General features: G+C 59.1%; 20 protein-coding genes. 9 read left to right on the top strand and 11 right to left on the bottom strand.

The window, feature by feature from the left end; all coding sequences use genetic code 11:
- The first annotated feature begins 88 nt into the window (after window positions 1–88).
- From ABLX76_RS16925 to ABLX76_RS16915, 3 genes are read left to right on the top strand one after another with little or no spacing between them, the layout of a single operon-like run.
- On the top strand, window positions 89–1,240 hold the full coding sequence (locus ABLX76_RS16925; RefSeq protein WP_065812843.1) for a double-cubane-cluster-containing anaerobic reductase: 1,152 nt from the start codon (window positions 89–91) through the stop codon (window positions 1,238–1,240).
- 9 nt (window positions 1,241–1,249) lie between these two features.
- Window positions 1,250–2,017, top strand: a complete 768-nt coding sequence (gene yjiL / locus ABLX76_RS16920; RefSeq protein ID WP_348874937.1) for a putative 2-hydroxyacyl-CoA dehydratase activator YjiL — start codon at window positions 1,250–1,252, stop codon at window positions 2,015–2,017.
- Window positions 2,014–2,268: a DUF3343 domain-containing protein gene (locus ABLX76_RS16915; RefSeq protein ID WP_004204154.1), complete on the top strand. Its 255-nt coding sequence runs from the start codon at window positions 2,014–2,016 to the stop codon at window positions 2,266–2,268. Before yjiL ends, ABLX76_RS16915 begins: the two co-directional genes overlap by 4 nt.
- On the opposite strand, the gene ABLX76_RS16910 is transcribed toward ABLX76_RS16915, so the two are convergent.
- The 4 genes from ABLX76_RS16910 to ABLX76_RS16895 form a co-directional block, all read right to left on the bottom strand.
- Window positions 2,265–3,329 (bottom strand): DUF2955 domain-containing protein, encoded by a 1,065-nt coding sequence (locus ABLX76_RS16910; RefSeq protein WP_023291832.1) that lies wholly within the window; start codon window positions 3,327–3,329, stop codon window positions 2,265–2,267. The two genes, ABLX76_RS16915 and ABLX76_RS16910, sit on opposite strands and share 4 nt — an antisense overlap.
- Window positions 3,319–4,386: an HlyD family secretion protein gene (locus tag ABLX76_RS16905; protein WP_348874935.1), complete on the bottom strand. Its 1,068-nt coding sequence runs from the start codon at window positions 4,384–4,386 to the stop codon at window positions 3,319–3,321. Before ABLX76_RS16905 ends, ABLX76_RS16910 begins: the two co-directional genes overlap by 11 nt.
- Before the next feature lie 6 nt (window positions 4,387–4,392).
- Window positions 4,393–4,857 (bottom strand): MarR family transcriptional regulator, encoded by a 465-nt coding sequence (locus ABLX76_RS16900; RefSeq protein ID WP_023291830.1) that lies wholly within the window; start codon window positions 4,855–4,857, stop codon window positions 4,393–4,395.
- Between the two features lie 164 nt (window positions 4,858–5,021).
- Window positions 5,022–5,186, bottom strand: a complete 165-nt coding sequence (locus tag ABLX76_RS16895) for a DUF1127 domain-containing protein (RefSeq protein WP_023319656.1) — start codon at window positions 5,184–5,186, stop codon at window positions 5,022–5,024.
- Window positions 5,187–5,362: 176 nt separating this feature from the next.
- Here ABLX76_RS16895 and ABLX76_RS16890 point away from each other — a divergent pair, with 176 nt between their 5' ends.
- On the top strand, window positions 5,363–6,775 hold the full coding sequence (locus ABLX76_RS16890) for a PLP-dependent aminotransferase family protein (protein ID WP_023291829.1): 1,413 nt from the start codon (window positions 5,363–5,365) through the stop codon (window positions 6,773–6,775).
- Window positions 6,776–6,846: 71 nt separating this feature from the next.
- On the opposite strand, the gene fosA is transcribed toward ABLX76_RS16890, so the two are convergent.
- Window positions 6,847–7,266, bottom strand: coding sequence for a FosA5 family fosfomycin resistance glutathione transferase (gene fosA / locus ABLX76_RS16885; RefSeq protein ID WP_072421092.1), 420 nt, complete (start codon window positions 7,264–7,266; stop codon window positions 6,847–6,849).
- Complete coding sequence (locus ABLX76_RS16880; protein ID WP_086076452.1) at window positions 7,260–8,168, bottom strand: LysR family transcriptional regulator; 909 nt, start codon at window positions 8,166–8,168, stop codon at window positions 7,260–7,262. Before ABLX76_RS16880 ends, fosA begins: the two co-directional genes overlap by 7 nt.
- An 86-nt stretch (window positions 8,169–8,254) precedes the next feature.
- On the opposite strand from ABLX76_RS16880, the gene ABLX76_RS16875 reads away from it, so the two are divergent.
- Window positions 8,255–9,037, top strand: coding sequence for an NAD(P)H-dependent oxidoreductase (locus ABLX76_RS16875; RefSeq protein ID WP_065883223.1), 783 nt, complete (start codon window positions 8,255–8,257; stop codon window positions 9,035–9,037).
- A 41-nt stretch (window positions 9,038–9,078) separates the two neighbouring features.
- On the opposite strand, the gene ABLX76_RS16870 is transcribed toward ABLX76_RS16875, so the two are convergent.
- From ABLX76_RS16870 to ABLX76_RS16855, 4 genes are read right to left on the bottom strand one after another with little or no spacing between them, the layout of a single operon-like run.
- A complete protein-coding gene (locus ABLX76_RS16870; protein ID WP_023291825.1) occupies window positions 9,079–10,035 on the bottom strand; it encodes an ABC transporter permease in 957 nt (318 codons plus the stop codon).
- Window positions 10,032–11,003, bottom strand: a complete 972-nt coding sequence (locus ABLX76_RS16865; RefSeq protein ID WP_289553140.1) for an ABC transporter permease — start codon at window positions 11,001–11,003, stop codon at window positions 10,032–10,034. Before ABLX76_RS16865 ends, ABLX76_RS16870 begins: the two co-directional genes overlap by 4 nt.
- A complete protein-coding gene (locus ABLX76_RS16860) occupies window positions 10,996–12,480 on the bottom strand; it encodes a sugar ABC transporter ATP-binding protein (protein ID WP_049014154.1) in 1,485 nt (494 codons plus the stop codon). The genes ABLX76_RS16865 and ABLX76_RS16860 overlap by 8 nt, the downstream gene beginning before the upstream one ends.
- A gap of 50 nt (window positions 12,481–12,530) precedes the next feature.
- Window positions 12,531–13,514 (bottom strand): autoinducer 2 ABC transporter substrate-binding protein, encoded by a 984-nt coding sequence (locus ABLX76_RS16855; RefSeq protein ID WP_023291822.1) that lies wholly within the window; start codon window positions 13,512–13,514, stop codon window positions 12,531–12,533.
- A 499-nt stretch (window positions 13,515–14,013) separates the two neighbouring features.
- Here ABLX76_RS16855 and trpS point away from each other — a divergent pair, with 499 nt between their 5' ends.
- The 4 genes from trpS (at window position 14,014) to ABLX76_RS16835 (ending at window position 20,259) form a co-directional block, all read left to right on the top strand.
- Window positions 14,014–15,021 carry a tryptophan--tRNA ligase gene (gene trpS / locus ABLX76_RS16850; protein WP_086076464.1) on the top strand — a complete coding sequence of 336 codons (1,008 nt, stop codon included), beginning with the start codon at window positions 14,014–14,016 and terminating at the stop codon, window positions 15,019–15,021.
- A 305-nt stretch (window positions 15,022–15,326) separates the two neighbouring features.
- Entirely contained in the window at window positions 15,327–16,394 is a 1,068-nt protein-coding gene (locus ABLX76_RS16845) for an HlyD family efflux transporter periplasmic adaptor subunit (protein WP_348874933.1), read from the top strand.
- On the top strand, window positions 16,391–19,135 hold the full coding sequence (gene rbbA, locus ABLX76_RS16840; protein WP_348874931.1) for a ribosome-associated ATPase/putative transporter RbbA: 2,745 nt from the start codon (window positions 16,391–16,393) through the stop codon (window positions 19,133–19,135). The genes ABLX76_RS16845 and rbbA overlap by 4 nt, the downstream gene beginning before the upstream one ends.
- Entirely contained in the window at window positions 19,135–20,259 is a 1,125-nt protein-coding gene (locus ABLX76_RS16835) for an ABC transporter permease (RefSeq protein ID WP_348874929.1), read from the top strand. The genes rbbA and ABLX76_RS16835 overlap by 1 nt, the downstream gene beginning before the upstream one ends.
- Before the next feature lie 41 nt (window positions 20,260–20,300).
- On the opposite strand, the gene ABLX76_RS16830 is transcribed toward ABLX76_RS16835, so the two are convergent.
- Entirely contained in the window at window positions 20,301–20,618 is a 318-nt protein-coding gene (locus tag ABLX76_RS16830) for a hypothetical protein (protein WP_004204117.1), read from the bottom strand.
- Window positions 20,619–21,258 lie beyond the last annotated feature (640 nt).

Here is a 21,258-nt window from a genome sequence, read left to right as displayed (position 1 = left end):
CAGACGCAGGAGATCAATAAAAGCATACAAACAACAGGGTTATAATGGCGACTCTTTCAGCATCTCCCGTGTACGGGGAAGGAAAACCATGTCGCTTATCACCGATCTACCCGCCATTTTTGACCAGTTCTCGGAAGCTCGCCAGAAGGGCTTTCTCACCGTCATGGATCTTAAAGAGCAGAACGTGCCGCTGGTGGGCACCTACTGCACCTTTATGCCTCAGGAGATCGCCATGGCGGCGGGGGCCGTGGTGGTCTCGCTGTGCTCCACCTCCGATGAAACCATCGAGGAAGCGGAAAAAGATCTGCCGCGCAACCTCTGTCCGTTAATCAAAAGCAGCTACGGCTTCGGCAAAACCGATAAATGCCCCTACTTCTATTTCTCTGACCTGGTGGTTGGGGAAACCACCTGCGACGGTAAAAAGAAAATGTACGAGTACATGGCCGAGTTCAAGGCGGTCCACGTGATGCAGTTGCCGAACAGCGCCAGCGACGCGGCCTCCCGCGCCCTGTGGAAAGCGGAGATCCTGCGCCTGCAGCAGGTGATTGAGGCGCAGTTTGGCGCGCCGATTAGCGAGGCGGCGCTGCGCGAGGCCATCGTGCTGAAAAACCGCGAACGCCGGGCGCTGGCCCACTTTTATCGTCTCGGGCAGCTCAATCCGCCGGCGCTCAGCGGCGGCGACATCCTGAAAGTGGTGTATGGCGCCACCTTCCGCTTCGACAAAACCGCGCTGATTGACGAGCTCAACGCCATGGCGGAGCGCATCCGTCAGGAGTGGCGGCAGGGTCAACGACTGGCCTCACGCCCGCGCATTCTGATCACCGGCTGCCCGATCGGCGGGGCGGCGGAGAAAGTGGTTCGCGCCATCGAAGAAAACGGCGGCTGGGTGGTGGGCTATGAAAACTGCACCGGCGCGAAGGCGACCGAGCGCTGCGTGGCGGAAGAGGGCGACGTCTACGACGCCTTAACCGATAAATATCTCGCCATCGGCTGCTCCTGTATTTCCCCTAACGATCAGCGCCTGCAGCTGCTGAGCCAGATGGTGGAGGAGTACCAGGCCGACGGGGTAATCGACGTCATCCTGCAGGCCTGCCATACCTATGCCGTGGAATCGCTGGCCATTAAACGCCATCTGCGCCAGCAGCACGACCTTCCTTATATGGCGATTGAAACCGACTATTCGACAGCGGACCTCGGCCAGCTCAGCACCCGCGTCGCCGCCTTTATCGAAATGCTGTAAGGAGCAGGCGTGATCTACACGGTTGGTATTGATTCCGGCTCCACCGCCACGAAAGGCATCCTGCTGGCGGACGGGGTGATTACGCGTCGTTTCCTCTGCCCGACCCCCTTTCGCCCCGCCGACGCCATCCATGAGGCCTGGGAGACGCTGCGCGCTGGCCTCGCGGAAACGCCCTTTTTAACCCTCACCGGCTATGGCCGCCAGCTGGTGGATTTCGCCAATAAACAGGTGACGGAGATTTCCTGTCATGGTCTCGGCGCCCGCCTGCTGGCGCCGGACACCCGCACGGTGATTGATATCGGCGGCCAGGACAGCAAGGTTATCCAGCTGGATGCCGGGGGCAACCTCAGCGACTTTCTGATGAATGACAAATGCGCCGCCGGCACCGGCCGCTTTCTGGAGGTCATTTCACGAACCCTCGGCGCCAGCGTCGAACAGCTGGACGTCATTACCGACGGCGTGGAACCGCACGCCATCACCAGCATGTGTACGGTATTCGCCGAATCGGAAGTCATCAGCCTGCGGTCGGCCGGGGTCGCGCCGGAGGCGATTCTGGCGGGGGTGATTAACGCCATGGCCCGGCGCAGCGCGAACTTTATCGGCCGCTTATCGGCGCAGGGACCGCTGCTGTTTACCGGCGGCGTCAGCCACTGCGCCGCCTTTGCCCGCATGCTGGAAAGCCATGTCGGCATGGCGGTGACAACCCATCCCGACGCCCAGTATGCCGGGGCGATCGGCGCGGCGCTGATCGGCCAGCGCCAGCGGAGGCGCGGATGACAACGTTTCTGTTTTTATTTCATTCCACGGTGGGAGTGGTGCGCACGCGCAAAGCCCTGCAGGCGGCGGGAATGACCTTCGAGGTCAAAGATATTCCCCGCCAGCTGCGCAGCGGCTGCGGGCTGTGCATCCTGCTTGAGGGGACGGAAGCCGACGCGCGAGCCTGGATCGTCCCGGAACAGACGGCGGCGTTGTATCAGCAGGACGGGGAAGCGTGGCGCTGTCTCGCCACCTTCCCACCGGCAGGTTAATCGCTTACCACAAAGCGCGTCGCCGCAAAGCAGTTCAGCAGACGGTGCATCAGAAAGACCAGGGTCAGCGTCACCACCAGCGAGACCGTCACCGAGGTGATGCGGTACAGATCGCTGAATACCAGATCCTGATAGGGATGCAGATTCTGGCCAAACATAATGCCGATGGTGGTGATGCTGGCGAAGCCCACCCCGGCGCCCACTTTCTCCATCACGTGCAGACGGGCGCTGAAGGCCAGCCCGAGGCCAATCAGCGGCATCATCAGGACCATGTGGTTGCTGAAGTCATAGATAATCAACTGCACCACCAGAATATAGAGACAGGCCAGCACCACCCCCGCCACGCGCCAGATCGAGCTGATCACCGCCCCGCGATAGTGCATCGGGAACAGGATCAGGATCCCGGCCATCAGCGCTGACAGCGAGTCGCTGAGATCGCAGATCTGAAACACCACGAAGATGATCGTCGCCACCGTTCCGGAGAGCAGCGACTCGTGGCGGATGCGGGCGGCGTCTTTTTCAAGGCGCGGCGGCGGCTTGCGCGGCTCGACGTCCGGGATCAGGTAATGCAGCAGCGCGCTTAGCGCCACCGCCAGCACGCACGCTTCCATGTTGGAGAACATCAGGGTGTGCCAGTTACTGGTCGGGTAGCTCATAAAGTTGAGCATCGTACTCTGACACACCACCCCCATCGACCCCAGCAGAAACAGCGGCCCCTGGCTCATAAAGCGAAAACGCATCACGTACAGGGCGAACACCACCAGCGTCATGATCACCGGCCATTGCGACAGATAACCAACGATCAATACCATTTCGACGCAGTTCACCGCCGCGCTAAACACAAACTGGCGGGCGACGTGGCGGTTGAACACCGGCACCAGCGACATCAGCATCAGCGGATACACCACAAAAAATACGCCGTACTGCACGTCGTAGAAGGTGGAGATGCTGAGCGCAATGGTCCCGGCCACGGCGATACGCACCGTCTGGCGAAAATCATTCGCCGTGTAGACGATATTGCCGTGCGGGGTAAAGACGTGCGCCAGGGTATTAATAGACATAGTGCAACCAGCTCACCAGATGGATCTGCAGGCCGGCGAAGGTGCGGGCGAAAGGTCCCTCGCTATTGTACAGCTGCACCGTGGCGCGGGCGCCGGTCGGCAGCGGTTTCTCCAGCGGCTGATCCAGCGCGACGTGAATGCGCATTCGCTGGGCGTCGCGCACCCAGCGGGTGGACTGTTCCGGCTGCGACAGCTGCCCGTTAACCGCCTCCTGCCCCGCCAGAATCCCAGCATCGCTGCTGGTGACGTGCGCCGGGAAGACTTCCCCCGGCAGGGCGTCAAAGACCACCGCCGCATCGGTGTTTACCGCGGTGTGGCGCAGGCTCTTCTCACGGAAGTCAGCGACGATATCGGTATCGTTGTTGACCAGCGCCAGCACGGCCGTCGCCGCGGTGGCGTAGATCCCCGGGTTAAGCTGCAGGTTGCTGACCATGCCGTCAGTTTCCGCACGCACTTTGGTCCAGGCCAGGTTCAGCTGCGCCTCCTCCAGCGCGTTGCGGTATTTCTGCAGGGTGACGTTGCGCTTATCGTCGCGCTCGCCGCGCTGGATCAGCAGGTTCTGGATCTGCGCGTTCAGCGCCGAGACCGACTGCTCGCTGGTCTGCCAGGTGGTCCGCACCTTGTCGAGATCGGACTGCGAGACGTTCTGCATGGTGCTCAGGCGCTGATAGCGATCGAGCGTGACCTTATCGTTACGGGCGGTGTACTGCGCGGTGCGCAGGTTGGCGCGGGCGGCGGCGATTTGCGCGTCCAGCTGCTGGTTGCTCAGCTTCGCCTGTTCAAGGGCAATCTGTGCCGCTTCAACTTTATTAATGAATGGCGTTGGGTCGAGCTCATACAGCAGGTCGCCCTTTTTCACCTGGCTATTGTTATGCACGTAGACGTGCGAGACATAGCCGGAGACCCGCGACGAAACCGGGGTCACCACGCGCATGACGGTGGAGTCCGGCGTCAGCGGGATCCAGATATCGGCAACGATAAACCAGGCGAATATTCCCAGAAAAGCGGCAATACTCACCCGTACCCAGCGGGCAAATTTTTGTTCAGGCGTCATCATAGTGTGTTAGATCTTGTTATCTTCTTCGCGGATAGTCCGCAAACGGCAGGCGATTTGATTTAACGTGGCGCTGAAGGTGGCGAGGTCGGCCTCCGGGATGGTCTGGGTTACGCGCTCCTGATAGGTCTCGATCACGCGGCTCAGTTTTTCCAGAATAGCCCGCCCCTCGGCGGTCAGCGTCAGCAGGCGAATGCGTTTGTCATATGGCGATGTGGAACGCAACAGATAGCCCTGCTTTTCCAGTAATGAGAGGGTGCGCGTCAGCGGCGGCAGTTCAATCCCCTGCACCTCCGCCAGTTCACTGACCGAGACGTTGTCTCCCAGCTGATGCAGCTGCATCAGCACCGTCCAGCTGGACTGGGTGAGTCCCGTATCGGTGATAGCGGAGTCAATAATCGCGCGCCACTGGCGCACCACCATGGCCATCCGCATCCCCAGTGGGCGGCGGGCAAACAGTTCGTCTTCAGTCACAGCTTTTCCTCTCATTGTTGAGAAGAAAATAATACTTATCAGGGTAAGTATCAAGAAACGGAAGGTCACGTCGCATCAATTGATAAATTTCGTGAATGTTTCCCCGGCATCGCCAGCGCTTACCGGGGCAAAGAAGAAATGATATCTGAAAAAAACCGCACTTTTTAATTGATCTGATCCCGACGCAGGCCGATATCTTTCAGCTGTTCGTCGCTCATTTTCTGCAAAGCTCTGCGCGTTTGCTCCTGAAGCCACCATTTTTTGACAAATCGCACCAGCAGTACGAAACCGATAAATGGCTGTCTTGCCCTGTTCTCGTGAAATTCCATCCTCTACCTCCTCACCTTGCCAGAGGCTTTATCTTCACGGATTTGGGGGTAAGGAATACAGATTCACAAAACACTTTTCTTTAACATACAGATTAGCTAAAACGTACAGCAGACCCCACTTTTTACGGCCATCTGTACTGGTTATCCCATCTGTATGGCGGCAATTAAGGATACACATGACCCGCTATCAACATCTCGCGACGCTGCTGGCCGAACGCATTGAACAGGGCCTGTATCGCCACGGCGAAAAACTGCCGTCGGTGCGCAGCCTGAGCCAGGAGCACGGCGTCAGCATCAGCACCGTCCAGCAGGCCTATCAGCTGCTAGAGCAGCAGCAGATGATTGTGCCGCAGCCGCGATCGGGCTATTTCGTCGCCCCCCGCAAGGCCCAGCCGCCGGTGCCGCCGATGTCGCGCCCGGTGCAGCGCCCGGTGGAGATCACCCAGTGGGATCAGGTGCTGACCATGCTCGACGCCCGCTACGATAAAACGATCATCCCCTTCGGCGGCGGCTCGCCGGACGTGACGCAGCCAAGCCTGAAGCCCATCTGGCGCGAACTGAGCCGGGCGATCCAGCACAACCTCACTGAGGTGTTGAACTATGACGAACTGGCCGGGCGCCGCGAGCTGCGTGAGCAGATCGCCCGCCTGATGCTCGACGGCGGATCGGTGGTGACTGCCGACGATCTGGTGCTCACCAGCGGCTGCCACAGCGCGCTGTCGCTGGCCCTGCTGTCGGTGTGCCAGCCTGGGGACATCATCGCCGTGGAATCCCCCTGCTACTACGGCACCATGCAGATGCTGCGCGGACTGGGATTAAAGACGATTGAGATCCCCACCGATCCGGAAACCGGGATCAGCATCGAGGCCCTGGAGCTGGCGCTGGATCAGTGGCCGATCAAAGGGGTGATCCTGGTGCCGAACTGCAACAACCCGCTGGGCTTTATCATGCCGGACGCTCGCAAGCGCGCAGTGCTGAACCTGGCCCAGCGCCACGATATCGTTATTTTCGAGGATGATATCTACGGCGAGCTGGCTACCGAGTACCCGCGCCCGCGCACCATTCACTCCTGGGATATCGACGGTCGGGTGATGCTCTGCAGCTCCTTTACCAAAACCATCGCCCCCGGCCTGCGCATCGGCTGGATCGCCCCCGGTCGCTACTACGACAAGCTGCTACAGATGAAGTACGCCGCCAGCGGCACCAACGTCCCCTCCACTCAGCTGGCGGCCTGTAACTTTATTCGCGAAGGCCACTACCACCGTCACGTGCGGCGGATGCGGCAGATCTATCAGCGCAATATGGAGATCTATACCTGCTGGCTGCGGGAATTTTTCCCCTGCGGGATCTGCGTCACCCGGCCGAAGGGGGGTTTTATGCTGTGGGTGGAGCTCCCGGAGCAGGTGGATATGGTCTGTGTCGCCAAACAGCTGTGCCGGCTGAAGATCCAGGTCGCGCCGGGCTCGCTGTTTTCCGCGGCGGGCAAGTATCGCAACTGCGTCAGGATCAACTGCGCCCTGCCGCCGACCGAGAAACATAAAGCGGTGATGGTGAAGCTGGGAGAAGCGGTGAAGGTGGCGATGGAGTGAAGTGTAACCTGTTCTCCCCGGTGGCGCTGCGCTTACCGGGGGGACGGATGATCCCGCGTCAGCAAAGCGCTTCACTGGTCAAAAAACACCATTCCCTTATACGGCTGTTCACGGCAGGCGGCCAGACGCTGGGCGAGGCTGCCGACGTGCAGCTCCAGCTTGTGGCCATCGGGATCGAGGAAATAGTGCGAGGCGCCTTCGCTGCGGTTTAGCTTCCAGACCGCCACGCCGGCAACCTCAAGACGAGCGGCGAAGCAGGCGAAATCGGCTTCGCTGATGCTAAACGCATAATGGGTGTAATCGCTCTCCTCCGGCGGGGTGATGCGCCGCTGCGGATCCAGCGACAGGCATAGCCACAGATCGCCGCAGGAGAGATAGGCGCCGCTCTCCCATCGGGCGTGCAGCGTCATACCCAGCAGCTGCTGATAAAACGCCACGCTCGGCGCCAGCTGGCTGACCGCCAGGGTCAGGTGATTCAGTCCGCTCAGCATGTCTGTTCCTCCAGTGAATTCACAATGAACTGGCGCAGCCATTGATGCGCCGGGTCGCGGTGCCAGCGTTCGTGCCATAGCATCAGCATCTCAAAGCCGGCGACCGCCAGCGGCGGCTCGACGACTGCCAGCCCGCTCTGCCCGCGCACCAGCCGCTCCGGCAGCACCGCCACCAGATCGCTATTGCGCAGGGTCTCCAGCATAAACAGGAAATGTGGCACGGAAAGGACAACCCGCCGCGTCAGGCCAAGATTCGCCAGCGCGGTATCGGTCGCCGCGCTGAAGCCGCCTCCGTCCGGGGAGACGATCGCTTGCTCCAGCTGACAGAACGTTTCCAGGCTCAACCCTTGCCGCAGCACCGGATGCCCGGCCCGGCCCGCCAGCACGTAGCGCTCGCGAAACAGCAGGCGCTGATGCAGCCCCGGCGGCGCGCCCTCGCGGGTATGGAAAAAGAGATCCACTTCATCGCTGGACGCCTGCTGCTCCAGCCGCGCCGGCTGGAGTTCGAATACCGCCAGCCGACTGCCGGGAGAGGCCAGGCGTAGCCTGCCCAGCATCGGCATGAGGGTCGCCGAAGCCATATAGTCCGTCGCCGCCACCCGCCAGGTCTCCGCCGCCGCGGCCGGATTAAAAGGCGCCACCGGCGCCACCGCCTGCTCCAGCGCGGCTAACGCAGCGCGCAGCGGCTGGCGAAGCTCATCGGCGCGGGCGGTGGGCTGCATGCCGCGCGGGCCCGGCATCAGCAGCGGGTCGGCAAACATCTCCCGCAGCCTGGCGAGTTGAATACTCACCGACGGCTGCGACAGATTCAGCCGTTGCGCCGCCCGGGTGACGTTGTTTTCACTGAGCAGCACGTCGAGCGTGCGCAGCAGATTGAGATCCAGACGATGTAAATTAACCACAGCTATACCTGGGATTGAAGTAATTAATTTCTACTATAGCGCCAGCTTTCCTACTCTGCAGATCTTCCCACTTCAGAGGTGATGTTATGAAAGTACTGCTGATTTACGCCCATCCGGAACCGCGCTCCCTCAATGGCGGACTCAAAGATTTCGCCATCCGTCATCTGCAGCAGGCCGGTCATGAAGTCCAGGTGTCCGATCTCTACGCCATGCGCTGGAAGGCCGGGTATGACGCCGACGACAGCGGCGCGCCGCCGGTCGGCGAGTTCTGGCGTCCTACCCTTGATTCAAAACAGGCCTTTTCGCAAGGAACTCAAAGCGCGGATATCGCAGCCGAGCAGGAAAAGCTGCTGTGGGCCGATACGGTGATTTTTCAGTTCCCGCTGTGGTGGTTCTCGATGCCGGCGATCATGAAAGGCTGGATCGACCGGGTATACGCCTGGGGCTTTGCCTATGGCGTCGGCGAGCACAGCGACCGCCACTGGGGCGATCGCTATGGGGAAGGCACCTTCGTCGGCAAGCGGGCAATGCTGATCGTCACCGCCGGCGGCTGGGCGGAACACTATTCACCGCGCGGGATCAATGGCCCCATCGACGACATCCTGTTCCCCATTCAGCACGGTATGCTGTTCTATCCCGGCTTCGAGGTGCTTCCGCCGCTGGTGTTCTACCGCACGGACAAAACCGATGCCGCGCAGTTCGCCAACCAGTGCGCCACCCTGGCCGGGCGGCTGGACACGCTGTGGCAAACCGAGCCCATTCCATTTCGCCGGCAAAATCATGGCGACTATCTGATCCCATCGCTGACGCTGCGCCCGGAGCTGGCGCCAGGGCAAAGCGGCCTGGCGGTGCATCTGCGTAGCAAGTAGCAGACAAACGCTGCCCGTCTTCGCCACCGAGGATGGGTAGTTTATCCGACTCTCTCCAGCCCCAGCATGCCTCGCGCCTGGATAAAGCACAGCAGCAATACACCCCACAGCGCCATCGTCAGATAGGGGCTGATACCGAGGATATTGAACCCACTCTCAATGATCTGCAGCAGGAACAGCGCTAGCACCATCCCGACGATGCGCCCGCTGCCGCCATCCGGATTCACGCCGCCAAGCACCGCCGCGAGGATCGACACCAACAGATACGATTCTCCATAAGACGCTTTGGCTGAGTTCAGCTTCGACATCATCAGAAACGCGGCCACAGCGCAGAGCAGGGCCGAGATGACATATACCCACATCAACACCCGTCGGGTATTGATCCCGGAATAATGGGTCGCCCGCTCGTTGGATCCGATCAACATGATCGCCCGACCCAGCGGGCTTTTCTCCAGCAGCACCCACAGCCCGATCGCCACCACCGCAAAAAGCCACATTGGTAGCGGAATACCAAACCACTGGGCATGATTCAGCCACAGCACCCACTGAGGATAGTTAGCGATGGCGCTGCCGCCGGTGATCAAAATATTTATCCCTTTGAGCAGGGTCATCATACCGAGGGTAGCCAGGATCGGCGAAACACGGATCCCGGCGATCAGTATCCCGTTGCACAGGCCAATGATCATCGCCGCCCCTCCGCCGGCCAGCAGCGTCGCCAGCGCAGTGGCGGCACCCGGTGGATAGCTTGTCGCTACCCAGGCCATTACCAGCGAGCAGGCGTTGGCGGTCGCGATAATTGACAGATTAATGCCGCCGCAAAGCATGGTCATTGCCATCGCCAGCGCCAGGATCCCCAACACCGGCATTTGCGAGGCAATCGACTGGAAATTAGTGACAGACCAGAAGATGTTTGGCATGGCAATGCTAAAGGCGATAACCGTCAGCAGCAGCAGGCCGATCAGGTAAAACTCAACGTTATTGCGCCATGATTTTTTCATAACAAGCTCCGGTTCTGATGCTGGCTCCAGGCCGTTACGCTGATACTGACGACGATGATCGCCCCGGTAATCAGGGTCTGCCAGTAGGAGGAGACCCCCAGCAGGTTCAGGCCGTTCTGCATCACCGCCAGTAAAATCACCCCCAGCAGCGTACCGGTGAGGGTTCCGCGCCCGCCAATCAGGCTGGTACCGCCCAGCACCACCGCGGCCAGCACCGTCAGCTCATAGCCCAGCAATGAATCCGGCGCGACAGTCATCACTGTCCATGCCTGCACGACACCTGCGGCCCCCGACATCAGCCCCATATAGCCATAAACGAACAACTGCAGGCGGAGCACACTGAAGCCGACGCGGCTGGCGGATTCCCGGTTGCCGCCCATGGCATAGATCTTGCGGCCAACGGTGGTGAAATTCATGATAAACGCGGTCAACAACACCACCGCTATCATCGTCAGCAGCGGCAGCCCCAGGCCGTAATCGTAACCATCGGCAGCGGTGTATTTGAACAACATGACCCCCTTTTCAAACCACGGGGGGAAGTCATAGAGCCAGACACCTTTGCTTAACCACAGCAGCAAACCGTAGAAAATATTGAGCGTGGAAATGGTGATAATGATCGAGGGGACCCGCAGACGATTGACCAACAGCGCGTTAACCAGCCCCAGTAGCACGCCGATACCGCCGGCAAGCACAAAGGCCACCGCGAAGTTGCCGCCCACTTTTTGCAGCATCACTACCATGCCGTACTGGGCGATAATGGTCATGGCCGGGAAGGAGATATCAATCCCGCCGGCGATCAGCACCACGAACAGGCCACAGGCGAGGATAGTCAGCATCGCGTAGTTATTAGCGAGGTCGTAAATATTACCGAAAGTGAAAAATTCCTCACTGCGCCAGCCCAGCATCAGGCACAGCGCGATAATGAACATACCTAACCAGAATTCATGTTGTTTCAACAGATTAGCCATTAACCACCTCCGCTATCTGCTGTTGGTTACTGCTGTCCGGCAGGAAGCTATGCGTCAATTCGCCCTGCTTCATCACCAGGATGCGATGACTCTGGTACCACGCCTCTTCGATCTCGTCACAAATCATCAGCACGGCGATGCCATGGGCAGCCAAATCGCTGATGATATGATAGATCCCGGCTTTGTTTGCGATATCCACCCCCACCGTCGGGCTATCAAGGATCAGCAGCTTAGGGGCGATCGCCAGCCATTTGGCGATAGAGACGCGTTGGGCATTGCCGCCGGAGAGGGTATTCACCGGCAAATGCGTATCCGGCGCTTTAATGGTCAACGCGTTGACCATTCTCGCGACCAGTTGCTGAGCTTTACTGTCACTCAATAGTCCGCAAGTGCCTTTCACTTTATGAAACACCGTGCTGATGATGTTATTTTCAATCGACTGACTCATCACCAGGCCGCGTGACATACGGTCCTCAGAGACATAGCCGATACCGTGGCGGATAGCGTCCTGATTGCTACGCAACCGCACCGGTTGGCCATTTATCAGGATCTCGCCGCTGTCGGGGCGGGTCATGCCGAAAAGGCTCAGGCACAACTCTGTTCGCCCCGCACCCAGCAGGCCGACTATCGACACCACTTCTCCGGCTTCGACCTTCAGAGAGACGTTGTGATATTCCCCCTTGCGGCTGAGATTGCGCACTTCCAGTACCGGCGTGCTGCCCTTCCCTTGCCACAGGTCGCGCACCTGATAATCAAACTCCTGGCCCGTCATCAGAAAACCGAGTCGCCGAGTAGTCACCTCTGCCGCCGGTAAGGTGCCGACCAGATTGCCATCCTTCAGCACGCTGATGCGATCCGATACGGCCATGACCTCTTCCAGACGGTGGCTAACGAAGACGATGCAGATCCCCCTCTCACGTAGCTGGCGCACGACATTCAGTAGCCCCTCCACTTCCTGATGGGTCAATGAGGCCGTGGGTTCATCCATAATGATAAGCCGGGCGTCCTGCGCCAGCGCGCGGCAGATCGCCACCAGCTGGCAGCGGGCGATGGAGAGCGACTCAACGGTGGCATCAAGCGGCAGCGAGACGTTAATACTCCGCATCGCCTGCTCCGCACTGCGCCGCAGTTCGCTGCGCTTTACCAGCACGCCGCGGTGATAGTGGTTGATGGCAATGTTCTCCCACACGCTGAGATTGGGAAACAGCGACAGATCCTGATAAATCACCTGGATCCCATGGGCGACAGAGGCCGCAGGCGTCAGTCTGGGCCACGTCTTGCCGCCCAGCTCCATCGCCGCGCCCTCATCCGGGCGATAGACGCCGGAGATAATTTTGATCAACGTCGACTTCCCGCAACCGTTCTGCCCGGCCAGGCAGTGTACTTCCCCGGGCATAAAATCGATGCTGATATCATTGAGCGCGCGGTTGGCGTGGAAGGTTTTGCTGACGTGACGAAGGGAAAGGAAAGGTTCCATAGCATCCCCTGGCAGGTTAAGCCGGGGCGCCAGGCGCCCCGGAAGATGGATTAGTAGAGCGAATCAATATTGTCTTTATTTACCAGCAGCACTTTATGGAAGCGGATAATATGCTTGTCGCTATCGACATCCGCTTTACCGAGCTCTTTCAGTTCAAATCCTGGCTCAATGGATTTGCCGTTCAGCAGGGTGCTGGCGACGGCCGCGAGGGCATAGCCGGCTGTCGCCGGATCGTAGGTAATGCCTTCTGTAATATCGCCACTCTTAATGAGGGAGGCCGCCTGCGATGGGATCATCATCCCGTAGACCGCAACTTTGTTTTTCGCACGCTTCTCTTTCACCGCGCGCCCCGCGCCAATCGGACCATTCGAACCAAAAGAGACCACCGCTTTCAAATCCGGGTAAGTTTTCATTAGATCGAGCGTGGTACGGCGGGAATCATCAACACTTTCCGCTACCGGCATGCGGCGGGTGACTTCATGCATGTCCGGATAATGCTCTTTTTGGTATTTCACCAGCAGATCGGCCCACAGGTTGTGCTGTGGTACCGTAAGACTACCTACATAGATAACGTAGCCGCCTTTGCCACCCATCCGCTTGGCCATATGCTCCACATATTCAGCGGCGAACTTCTCGTTATCGATGATCTCCACATCCCAGTTGGCGCTCGGCTGCCCGGGCGATTCGTTGGTCAGCACGACGATGCCGGCGTCACGGGCTTTTTTGAATACCGGCTCCAGCACGTTGGCATCGTTAGGCACGATAGTGATGGCATCCACTTTACGTGCAATCAGGTCCTCAATAATTTTCACCTGCTGCGGCGCGTCGGTGCTGGACGGCCCAACCTGAGAGGCGTTGAGGTTAAACTCTTTCCCAGCCTGGACTACCCCTTCACCCATCCGGTTAAACCATGGCATGCCATCTACTTTTGAAATATTGACTACCGTTTTTTCCGCCGCATATACCGGCGCGGAAATAAGCGCAGCCCCCAACAGCAAGGATGAAAAAATATTAACGACCAGACGTTTATGCATAATAATTAGCCTCAATACGTTGTAGTCAGACAGGGGTATGACGCAAAATGGAAAAACATATAAATAGTAATAATGTTAATAATTTAGAAGAGAATAAACACAAGCTGTAACAGCAGACAGGTAATATCCAGCTATAAATATGGATAATAATACTATAATCCTGTGACGTGAGCTTTTTCACAAAAAGCCTGCAACATATTTTATTGTTCCATAATAATTATCAGGTCTATGAAAAAACCTATTTTCCCGTCTGGTCATTTACCGCAAAACAACAAAAAAATAATACCAGCAAAATCATATGGTTTTTGATTGCGCTCTTGGCCTATTCCGTGGCAGGATAAAAAGATGAACAGAAACGCGATCGTAACCTATCCCCGCCGTTGGTGGCTGCCTGCATAACAGGCGGCACGATACACGTTTCCATTTTCAAAGCCGCCGGAAGGCGGCTTTGGTGTTTTCAGGACGTCTTTCGGCTGAATAGTCTGATAAGGAGTCCCTGATGAACCATCCGCAAACCATCCTCACTGGCGACCGCCCCACCGGCCAGCTACATCTTGGCCATTACGTCGGCTCGCTGCGCCAGCGCGTCGCGCTGCAGCACGACCACCAGCAGTTTATTCTGATCGCCGACCTGCAAGGGCTCACTGACAACGGCAGCAACCCGCAAAAAATAAGCCATCATATTCTCGAAGTGATGGCCGATTATCTGGCCGTCGGCATTGACCCCAGGCTCACCACGATCTGCCTGCAGTCCGCCCTGCCCGCGCTGGCGGAGCTCAGCGCGCTGTATATGAATATCGTCACCGTCGCCCGCGTGGAACGTAATCCGACGGTCAAAAATGAGATTGCCCAGAAGGGATTCGCCCGTTCGCTGCCGGTGGGCTTTCTCGCCTATCCGATTAGCCAGGCGGCAGATATCACCGCCTTCAAAGCCGAACTGGTGCCAGTGGGCGACGATCAGCTACCGATGATTGAGCAGACCAACGAGATCGTCCACAAGATGAATAGCCTCACCGGCGAACCGGTGCTGCGCCACTGCAAGGCGCTACTCAGCGAAGTGAGCCGCCTGCCGGGCGTCGACGGCAACGCCAAAATGTCGAAATCGCTGGGCAATACGCTGACGTTATCGGCCAGTGAAGAGGAGATCCACCGCGCGGTCAGCGCGATGTATACCGACCCGACGCACCTGAGAGTCAGCGATCCGGGGCATGTCGACGGCAACGTGGTGTTTACCTATCTCGACGCTTTCCATAGCGATAAGGCGCGGGTGGCTGAGATGAAAGCCCACTATCAGCGCGGCGGGCTGGGGGATCGCCAGTGTAAGAATGAACTGGAAACCTGCCTGCAGGCGCTCCTGGCGCCGATCCGCGAACGGCGGGCCACCTTTATTCAGGATAAAGGGATGCTGCTGGAATTGTTGCGTCAGGGCAGCGAGCGCGCCCACCAGTTGACGCAGCAGACGCTGCATGAGGTGAAACGAGGTCTGGGGCTGCCGGTCCTGTTCTGAGGTGATGAAAGGTTTCCGGTAGTGGATATTTTGTTAACGCGTCGACAAGACCATGCCTTTAGTGTGGACAACACCGCCGCGAATGTTACTATCACGTTAACGGTAGCTCTCACTATGCGTGTTTCATTAAGGCCAGGATCGCTGATGATGACCACATAAGTAGTACAGCGTTCGGCTGCGCATCGACGCGGTAGAGCGCTGCGTCAGCGGCCCTTCCCCACTCATTCGTCCTTCGCAAGGAGGACGCTCCGCCCGCCGGAGAAGACACGCGTATCACTTCGCACAGGGAATCAAGCGAGTCGCGTATGGACAAAATAAAGAAACGTTGGACAGGGTATTTTGTCGGCTTACTGGTGGTACTCGCCGCCGCAGCATGGTGGCTGCTGCGCCCGCCGGGCCTCCCGGAGGGTTTTGCCAGTAGCAACGGACGAATCGAAGCCACCGAGGTGGATATTGCCAGCAAAATCGCCGGGCGTATCGACACCATTCTGGTCAAAGAGGGTCAGTTCGTGCACCAGGGAGAGGTGCTGGCGAGAATGGATACCCGTGTACTGAACGAGCAGCGTCTTGAAGCCGCCGCGCAAATCAAGGAAGCGGAAAGCGCGGTCCTGGCCGCCAGAGCCTTGCTCGATCAGCGGCAAAGTGAAATGCGCGCCAGCGAAGCGGTAGTGAAGCAGCGTCAGGCGGAGCTCGACTCCACGGCGAAACGTCACGTCCGCTCGCACACTCTCTCCCAGCGCGGCGCCGTCTCCGCACAGCAGCTGGATGACGATCGCGCGGCAGCAGAGAGCGCCCGCGCGGCGCTGGAGTCGGCGAAAGCCCAGGTCTCTGCCGCCCGCGCCGCCATCGAAGCTGCCCGCACCAGTATTATTCAGGCGCAAACCCGCGTCGAAGCCGCCCAGGCGACCGAGCGGCGGATCCTCGCCGATATTGACGATAGCGAGCTGAAAGCCCCCCGCGACGGCCGCGTTCAGTATCGCGTCGCTGAGCCCGGCGAAGTCCTGGCCGCCGGTGGTCGGGTGCTGAATATGGTCGATCTCGCCGACGTCTATATGACTTTCTTTCTGCCCACCGAACAGGCGGGTCTGCTGGCGCTCGGCAGCGAAGCGCGCTTGATCCTCGATGCCGCGCCGGATCTGGTGATCCCGGCCAATATCAGCTTTGTCGCCAGCGTCGCCCAGTTCACGCCGAAAACGGTGGAGACCCGCGACGAGCGTCTCAAACTGATGTTCCGCGTCAAAGCGCGTATCCCGCCGGAGCTGCTGGCGCAGCACCTGGAGTATGTCAAAACCGGTCTGCCCGGCATGGCTTACGTGCGGCTGGATAACCAGCAGCCCTGGCCTGAAGCCCTGACGGTGAGGTTGCCGCAATGATACTGACGCCACAGGATACCTCGCCCCCCGTCGCCCGTCTGGACAACGTTGGCCAGCGCTTCGGCACCACCGTGGCGCTGCGGGATATCAGTCTGGCGATCCCGGCGCGGCGCATGGTCGGCCTGATTGGCCCGGACGGCGTCGGCAAATCGAGCCTGCTCTCTCTCATCGCCGGGGCGCGGGCTATTGAGCAGGGTAACGTGATGGTGCTCGGCGGGGATATGCGCGACGTTCATCACCGCCGCGAGGTGTGCCCGAAGATTGCCTGGATGCCGCAGGGGCTGGGGAAAAACCTCTATCACACCCTTTCGGTGTATGAAAACGTCGACTTCTTCGCCCGCCTGTTTGGCCACGATAAAGCCGAACGCGAATCTCGTATCAACGAGCTGCTGCAGAGCACCGGGCTGGCGCCCTTTCGCGATCGCCCGGCGGGTAAGCTCTCCGGCGGGATGAAGCAAAAGCTGGGGCTATGTTGCGCCCTTATCCACGACCCGCAGCTGCTGATCCTCGATGAACCCACCACCGGCGTCGACCCGCTTTCCCGGGCGCAGTTCTGGGAGCTTATCGACAGCATTCGTCAGCGCCAGCCGGAGATGAGCGTACTGGTGGCTACCGCCTACATGGAAGAGGCTGAGCGCTTTGACTGGCTGGTGGCGATGAACGCCGGCGAGGTGCTGGCGACCGGTACCGCTACGGAGCTGAAAGCGCAGACCGGCAGTCAGACGCTGGAGCAGGCGTTTATCGCCCTGCTGCCGGAAGCGCAGCGCCAGGCGCATACGGCAGTGGTAATCCCGCCGCGCGACGACCGCGAGGAAGAGATCGCCATCGAAGCCCGTGGGCTGACCATGCGCTTTGGCGACTTCGTCGCCGTCGACCACGTTAACTTCCGCATCGCCCGCGGTGAAATCTTCGGCTTCCTCGGCTCCAACGGCTGCGGCAAATCCACCACCATGAAGATGCTCACCGGCCTGCTGCCCGCCAGCGAAGGCGAAGCCTGGCTGTTCGGCCAGCCGGTCGACCCGAAAGATATCGCCACCCGCCAGCGGGTGGGCTATATGTCGCAGGCTTTCTCGCTCTATAGCGAACTGACCGTCCGGCAAAACCTCGAACTGCACGCCCGCCTGTTTCATATTGCGGACGGCGAAATCCCCGGTCGGGTGGCGGAAATGAGCGAGCGCTTCATGCTCAGCGAGGTGGAAGACGCCCTGCCCACCGCCCTGCCGTTGGGCATCCGTCAGCGTCTGTCGCTGGCGGTGGCGGTCATCCATCGCCCGGAAATGCTGATCCTCGACGAACCCACCTCCGGGGTCGATCCGGTGGCACGGGATATGTTCTGGCAGCTGATGGTCGACCTCGCGCGTCAGGATCGGGTGACCATTTTTATCTCCACCCACTTTATGAATGAGGCAGAACGCTGCGACCGCATCTCGCTGATGCACGCCGGCAAGGTGCTGGCCAGCGATACGCCGCAGGCGCTGGTCGAGCAGCGCGGTGCCGCCAGCCTCGAAGAGGCGTTTATCGCCTGGCTCCAGGAGGCGCAGCCAACCGCCGCAGCTCCTGAGGAACCTGCGCCTGCTGCAGCATCCCATCCAGAACGCGCGGCCCCGCGCCAGGCCTTCAGTCTGCAACGGCTGTTCAGCTACAGCCGCCGCGAAGCGCTGGAACTGCGCCGCGATCCGGTGCGCTCGACGCTGGCGCTGCTGGGAACGGTGATCCTGATGTTTATCATGGGCTATGGGATCAGCATGGACGTCGAGGATCTGCGCTTTGCGGTACTCGACCGCGATCAAACACTGAGCAGTCAGGGCTGGTCGCAGAATATCGCTGGCTCACGCTACTTTATCCAACAGGCGCCGCTGCGCAGTTACGATGAGCTCGACCGGCGGATGCGCGACGGCGAGCTGGCGGTGGCGATAGAGATCCCGCCGAACTTTGGCCGCGATATCGCCCGCGGCACGCCGGTGCAAATCGGTGTCTGGGTGGATGGCGCAATGCCAAACCGCGCGGAAACGGTGCGCGGCTACGTGCAGGCCATGCATCTGGCCTGGCTGCAGGAGATGGCCGCCCGGCAGAGCAGTCCGCAGCGCGCTACCTCTCTCATCTCCATTGAGACCCGCTATCGCTATAACCCGGACGTGAAGAGCCTGCCGGCCATCGTCCCGGCGGTGATCCCGCTGCTGCTGATGATGATCCCGGCGATGCTCAGCGCCCTGAGCGTGGTACGCGAGAAGGAGCTCGGGTCGATCATCAACCTGTACGTGACGCCGACCACCCGCAGCGAATTCCTGCTCGGCAAGCAGGTGCCTTACATCGTACTGGGAATGTTTAACTTCTTTTTGCTGTGCGCGCTGTCGGTCTTCGTCTTTGGCGTATCACATAAGGGCAGCTTCCTGACGCTGAGCCTGGCGGCGCTGCTCTATGTCACCATCGCCACCGGACTGGGACTGCTGATCTCAACCTTTATGAAGAGCCAAATCGCCGCCATCTTCGGCACCGCCATCATTACGCTCATCCCGGCGACCCAGTTCTCCGGGATGATCGATCCGGTGGCGTCGCTGGAAGGCCCCGGGCGCTGGATTGGACAAATCTACCCGACCAGCCACTTCCTGACTATCGCCCGCGGCACCTTCTCCAAGGCGCTGAATCTCAGCGATTTGTGGGGCTCCTTTATTCCCCTACTGATTGCGGTGCCGCTGGTGCTCGGGCTGAGCGTGTTGCTGCTGAAGAAACAGGAGGGGTGATGCGCGGATTACGTAATATTTATAACCTCGGCGTTAAAGAGCTGCGCAGCCTGCTGGGTGATAAAGCGATGCTGGCGCTGATCGTGTTTGCTTTTACCGTGTCGGTGTACTCCTCAGCTACGGTGATGCCCGGCTCGCTGCACCTGGCGCCGATTTCGGTTGCCGATATGGATAAGTCGCAGCTCTCTTCACGCATCATTAACGCTTTCTACCGCCCCTGGTTTCTCGAACCGGAGCTGATCACCGCCGATGAGATGGACGCCGGCCTGGATGCCGGGCGCTACACTTTCGCCATCAATATTCCGCCAAATTTCCAGCGCGATGTGCTGGCCGGCCGCCAGCCGGAAGTGCAGGTCAACGTCGACGCCACGCGCATGAGCCAGGCCTTTACCGGCAACGGCTATATCCAGAATATTATTAACGGCGAAGTAAACGGCTTCATTGCCCGCTACCGGGAGAACAGCGTGCTGCCGGTAGAGCTGGCGGTAAGAATGCGCTTTAACCCTAACCTGGAACAGGAGCGCTTTGGCGCGGTGATGGCGATCATCAACAACATCACCATGCTGGCTATTGTCCTCACCGGCTCGGCGCTGATCCGCGAGCGCGAGCACGGTACCATCGAGCACCTGCTGGTGATGCCGGTTACGCCGTTTGAGATCATGATGGCCAAGATCTGGTCGATGGGGCTGGTGGTGCTGGTGGTCTCCGGGCTGTCGCTGCTGCTGATGGTTCAGGGGATTTTGCAGGTGCCCATTGAGGGGTCGATTCCTCTGTTTATGCTGGGGGTGGCGCTCAGCCTGTTCGCCACCACCTCGATCGGCATTTTTATGGGCACCCTCGCCCGCTCGATGCCGCAGCTGGGGCTGCTGATGATCCTGGTGCTGCTGCCGCTGCAGATGCTCTCTGGCGGCTCCACGCCGCGGGAAAGTATGCCGCAGCTGGTTCAGGATATCATGTTGACCATGCCGACCACCCACTTCGTCAGTCTGGCGCAGGCGATTCTGTACCGCGGCGCCAGCTTCAGTATCGTCTGGCCGCAGTTCTTAACCTTGCTGGCTATCGGAGCGGTGTTCTTTACTATCGCCCTGCTGCGTTTTCGCAAAACGATTGGTCAGATGGCGTAAGGGCTTAAGAAGGGCCGTCGACTCCCGGCGGCCCGAATGGTTTATTTGTGGCGATTCATAAAGTGGCGAAGACCCCAGGTGAAGGCCATCGCCATGCTGAAGAGAATGAACAGCAGCACCACCCAGCTGATGGAGATGCGCAGCAGCGTGCCGGGGGTCATAAACGGCTGCAGATAGACAGTGAAGGACTGGGCGGGTGATTTCCCCAGCAGTTCATACAGGTTATCCGTCAGCCACACGCCGACCCGGCAGAACAGCCAGATTATCGCTGGCCAGCAGAGCAGCACCAGAAAGGTAAAGCGCTCCTGAAGGTAAGTGAAGAGCCGGCGCAACGGCGACCAGTTAAGCAGGATTTTCATTTCTATTCTCATATTGCCAGCCGATAACCAGTGCAGATAGCGCAAGGTACGTCGGACAGCATCCATACAGGCAATTATCCCTCTTTGTATATCAAATTTGCTGTCATATAAACCAGATCAAGTTAACAAAGTGTTAATGATATAGCGCATCAAGCCCAAAAACCGGCAAGATGCATACCCATTGTTGCAATAAATGGGGAGTGAAGTCCTCAGCGGCGGAAATAATTTCGTAATTTCGCTAACGCATTAATATCCCGAAAGAAGAAGCAGCGCTATTATTTCGCAGAGCGCAAGATAATAGCGCTGAAATAGAGAGATATTTAATCGTATCTACTGATAATTATTTTTCGACTCGTATCATTGGATAAATTCACGGTACGAGCGATCACACCACGCGCGTAATTCTCAGTATTTTGCGAGGCAAAAGATAGGTATTTTTTCCGCAGCGTTGCAGAGGTTGTTTATTCACCATACCCGTGTTGCAGGTTTCTGACACCACCCGCCTGGAGAGCGTCAGGTTGGCGGATTAGCGAAGCAGTAGCAGGACTTCAGGCGATATTTTTTCCTGAGTCGGTGCTGCATATTTTGTCCGCGCCACAGGGGCGTAGCCCCATGTCAGATCCGTAGCCCCGGTAAGCGC

Origin of the sequence: Klebsiella sp. JB_Kp004, from assembly GCF_040065795.1 — a bacterium.
GTDB classification, from domain to species: domain Bacteria; phylum Pseudomonadota; class Gammaproteobacteria; order Enterobacterales; family Enterobacteriaceae; genus Klebsiella; species Klebsiella quasipneumoniae.
Note: the sequence above shows the minus strand (reverse complement) of the source record. Positions and strands in the feature narration are given on the sequence as shown.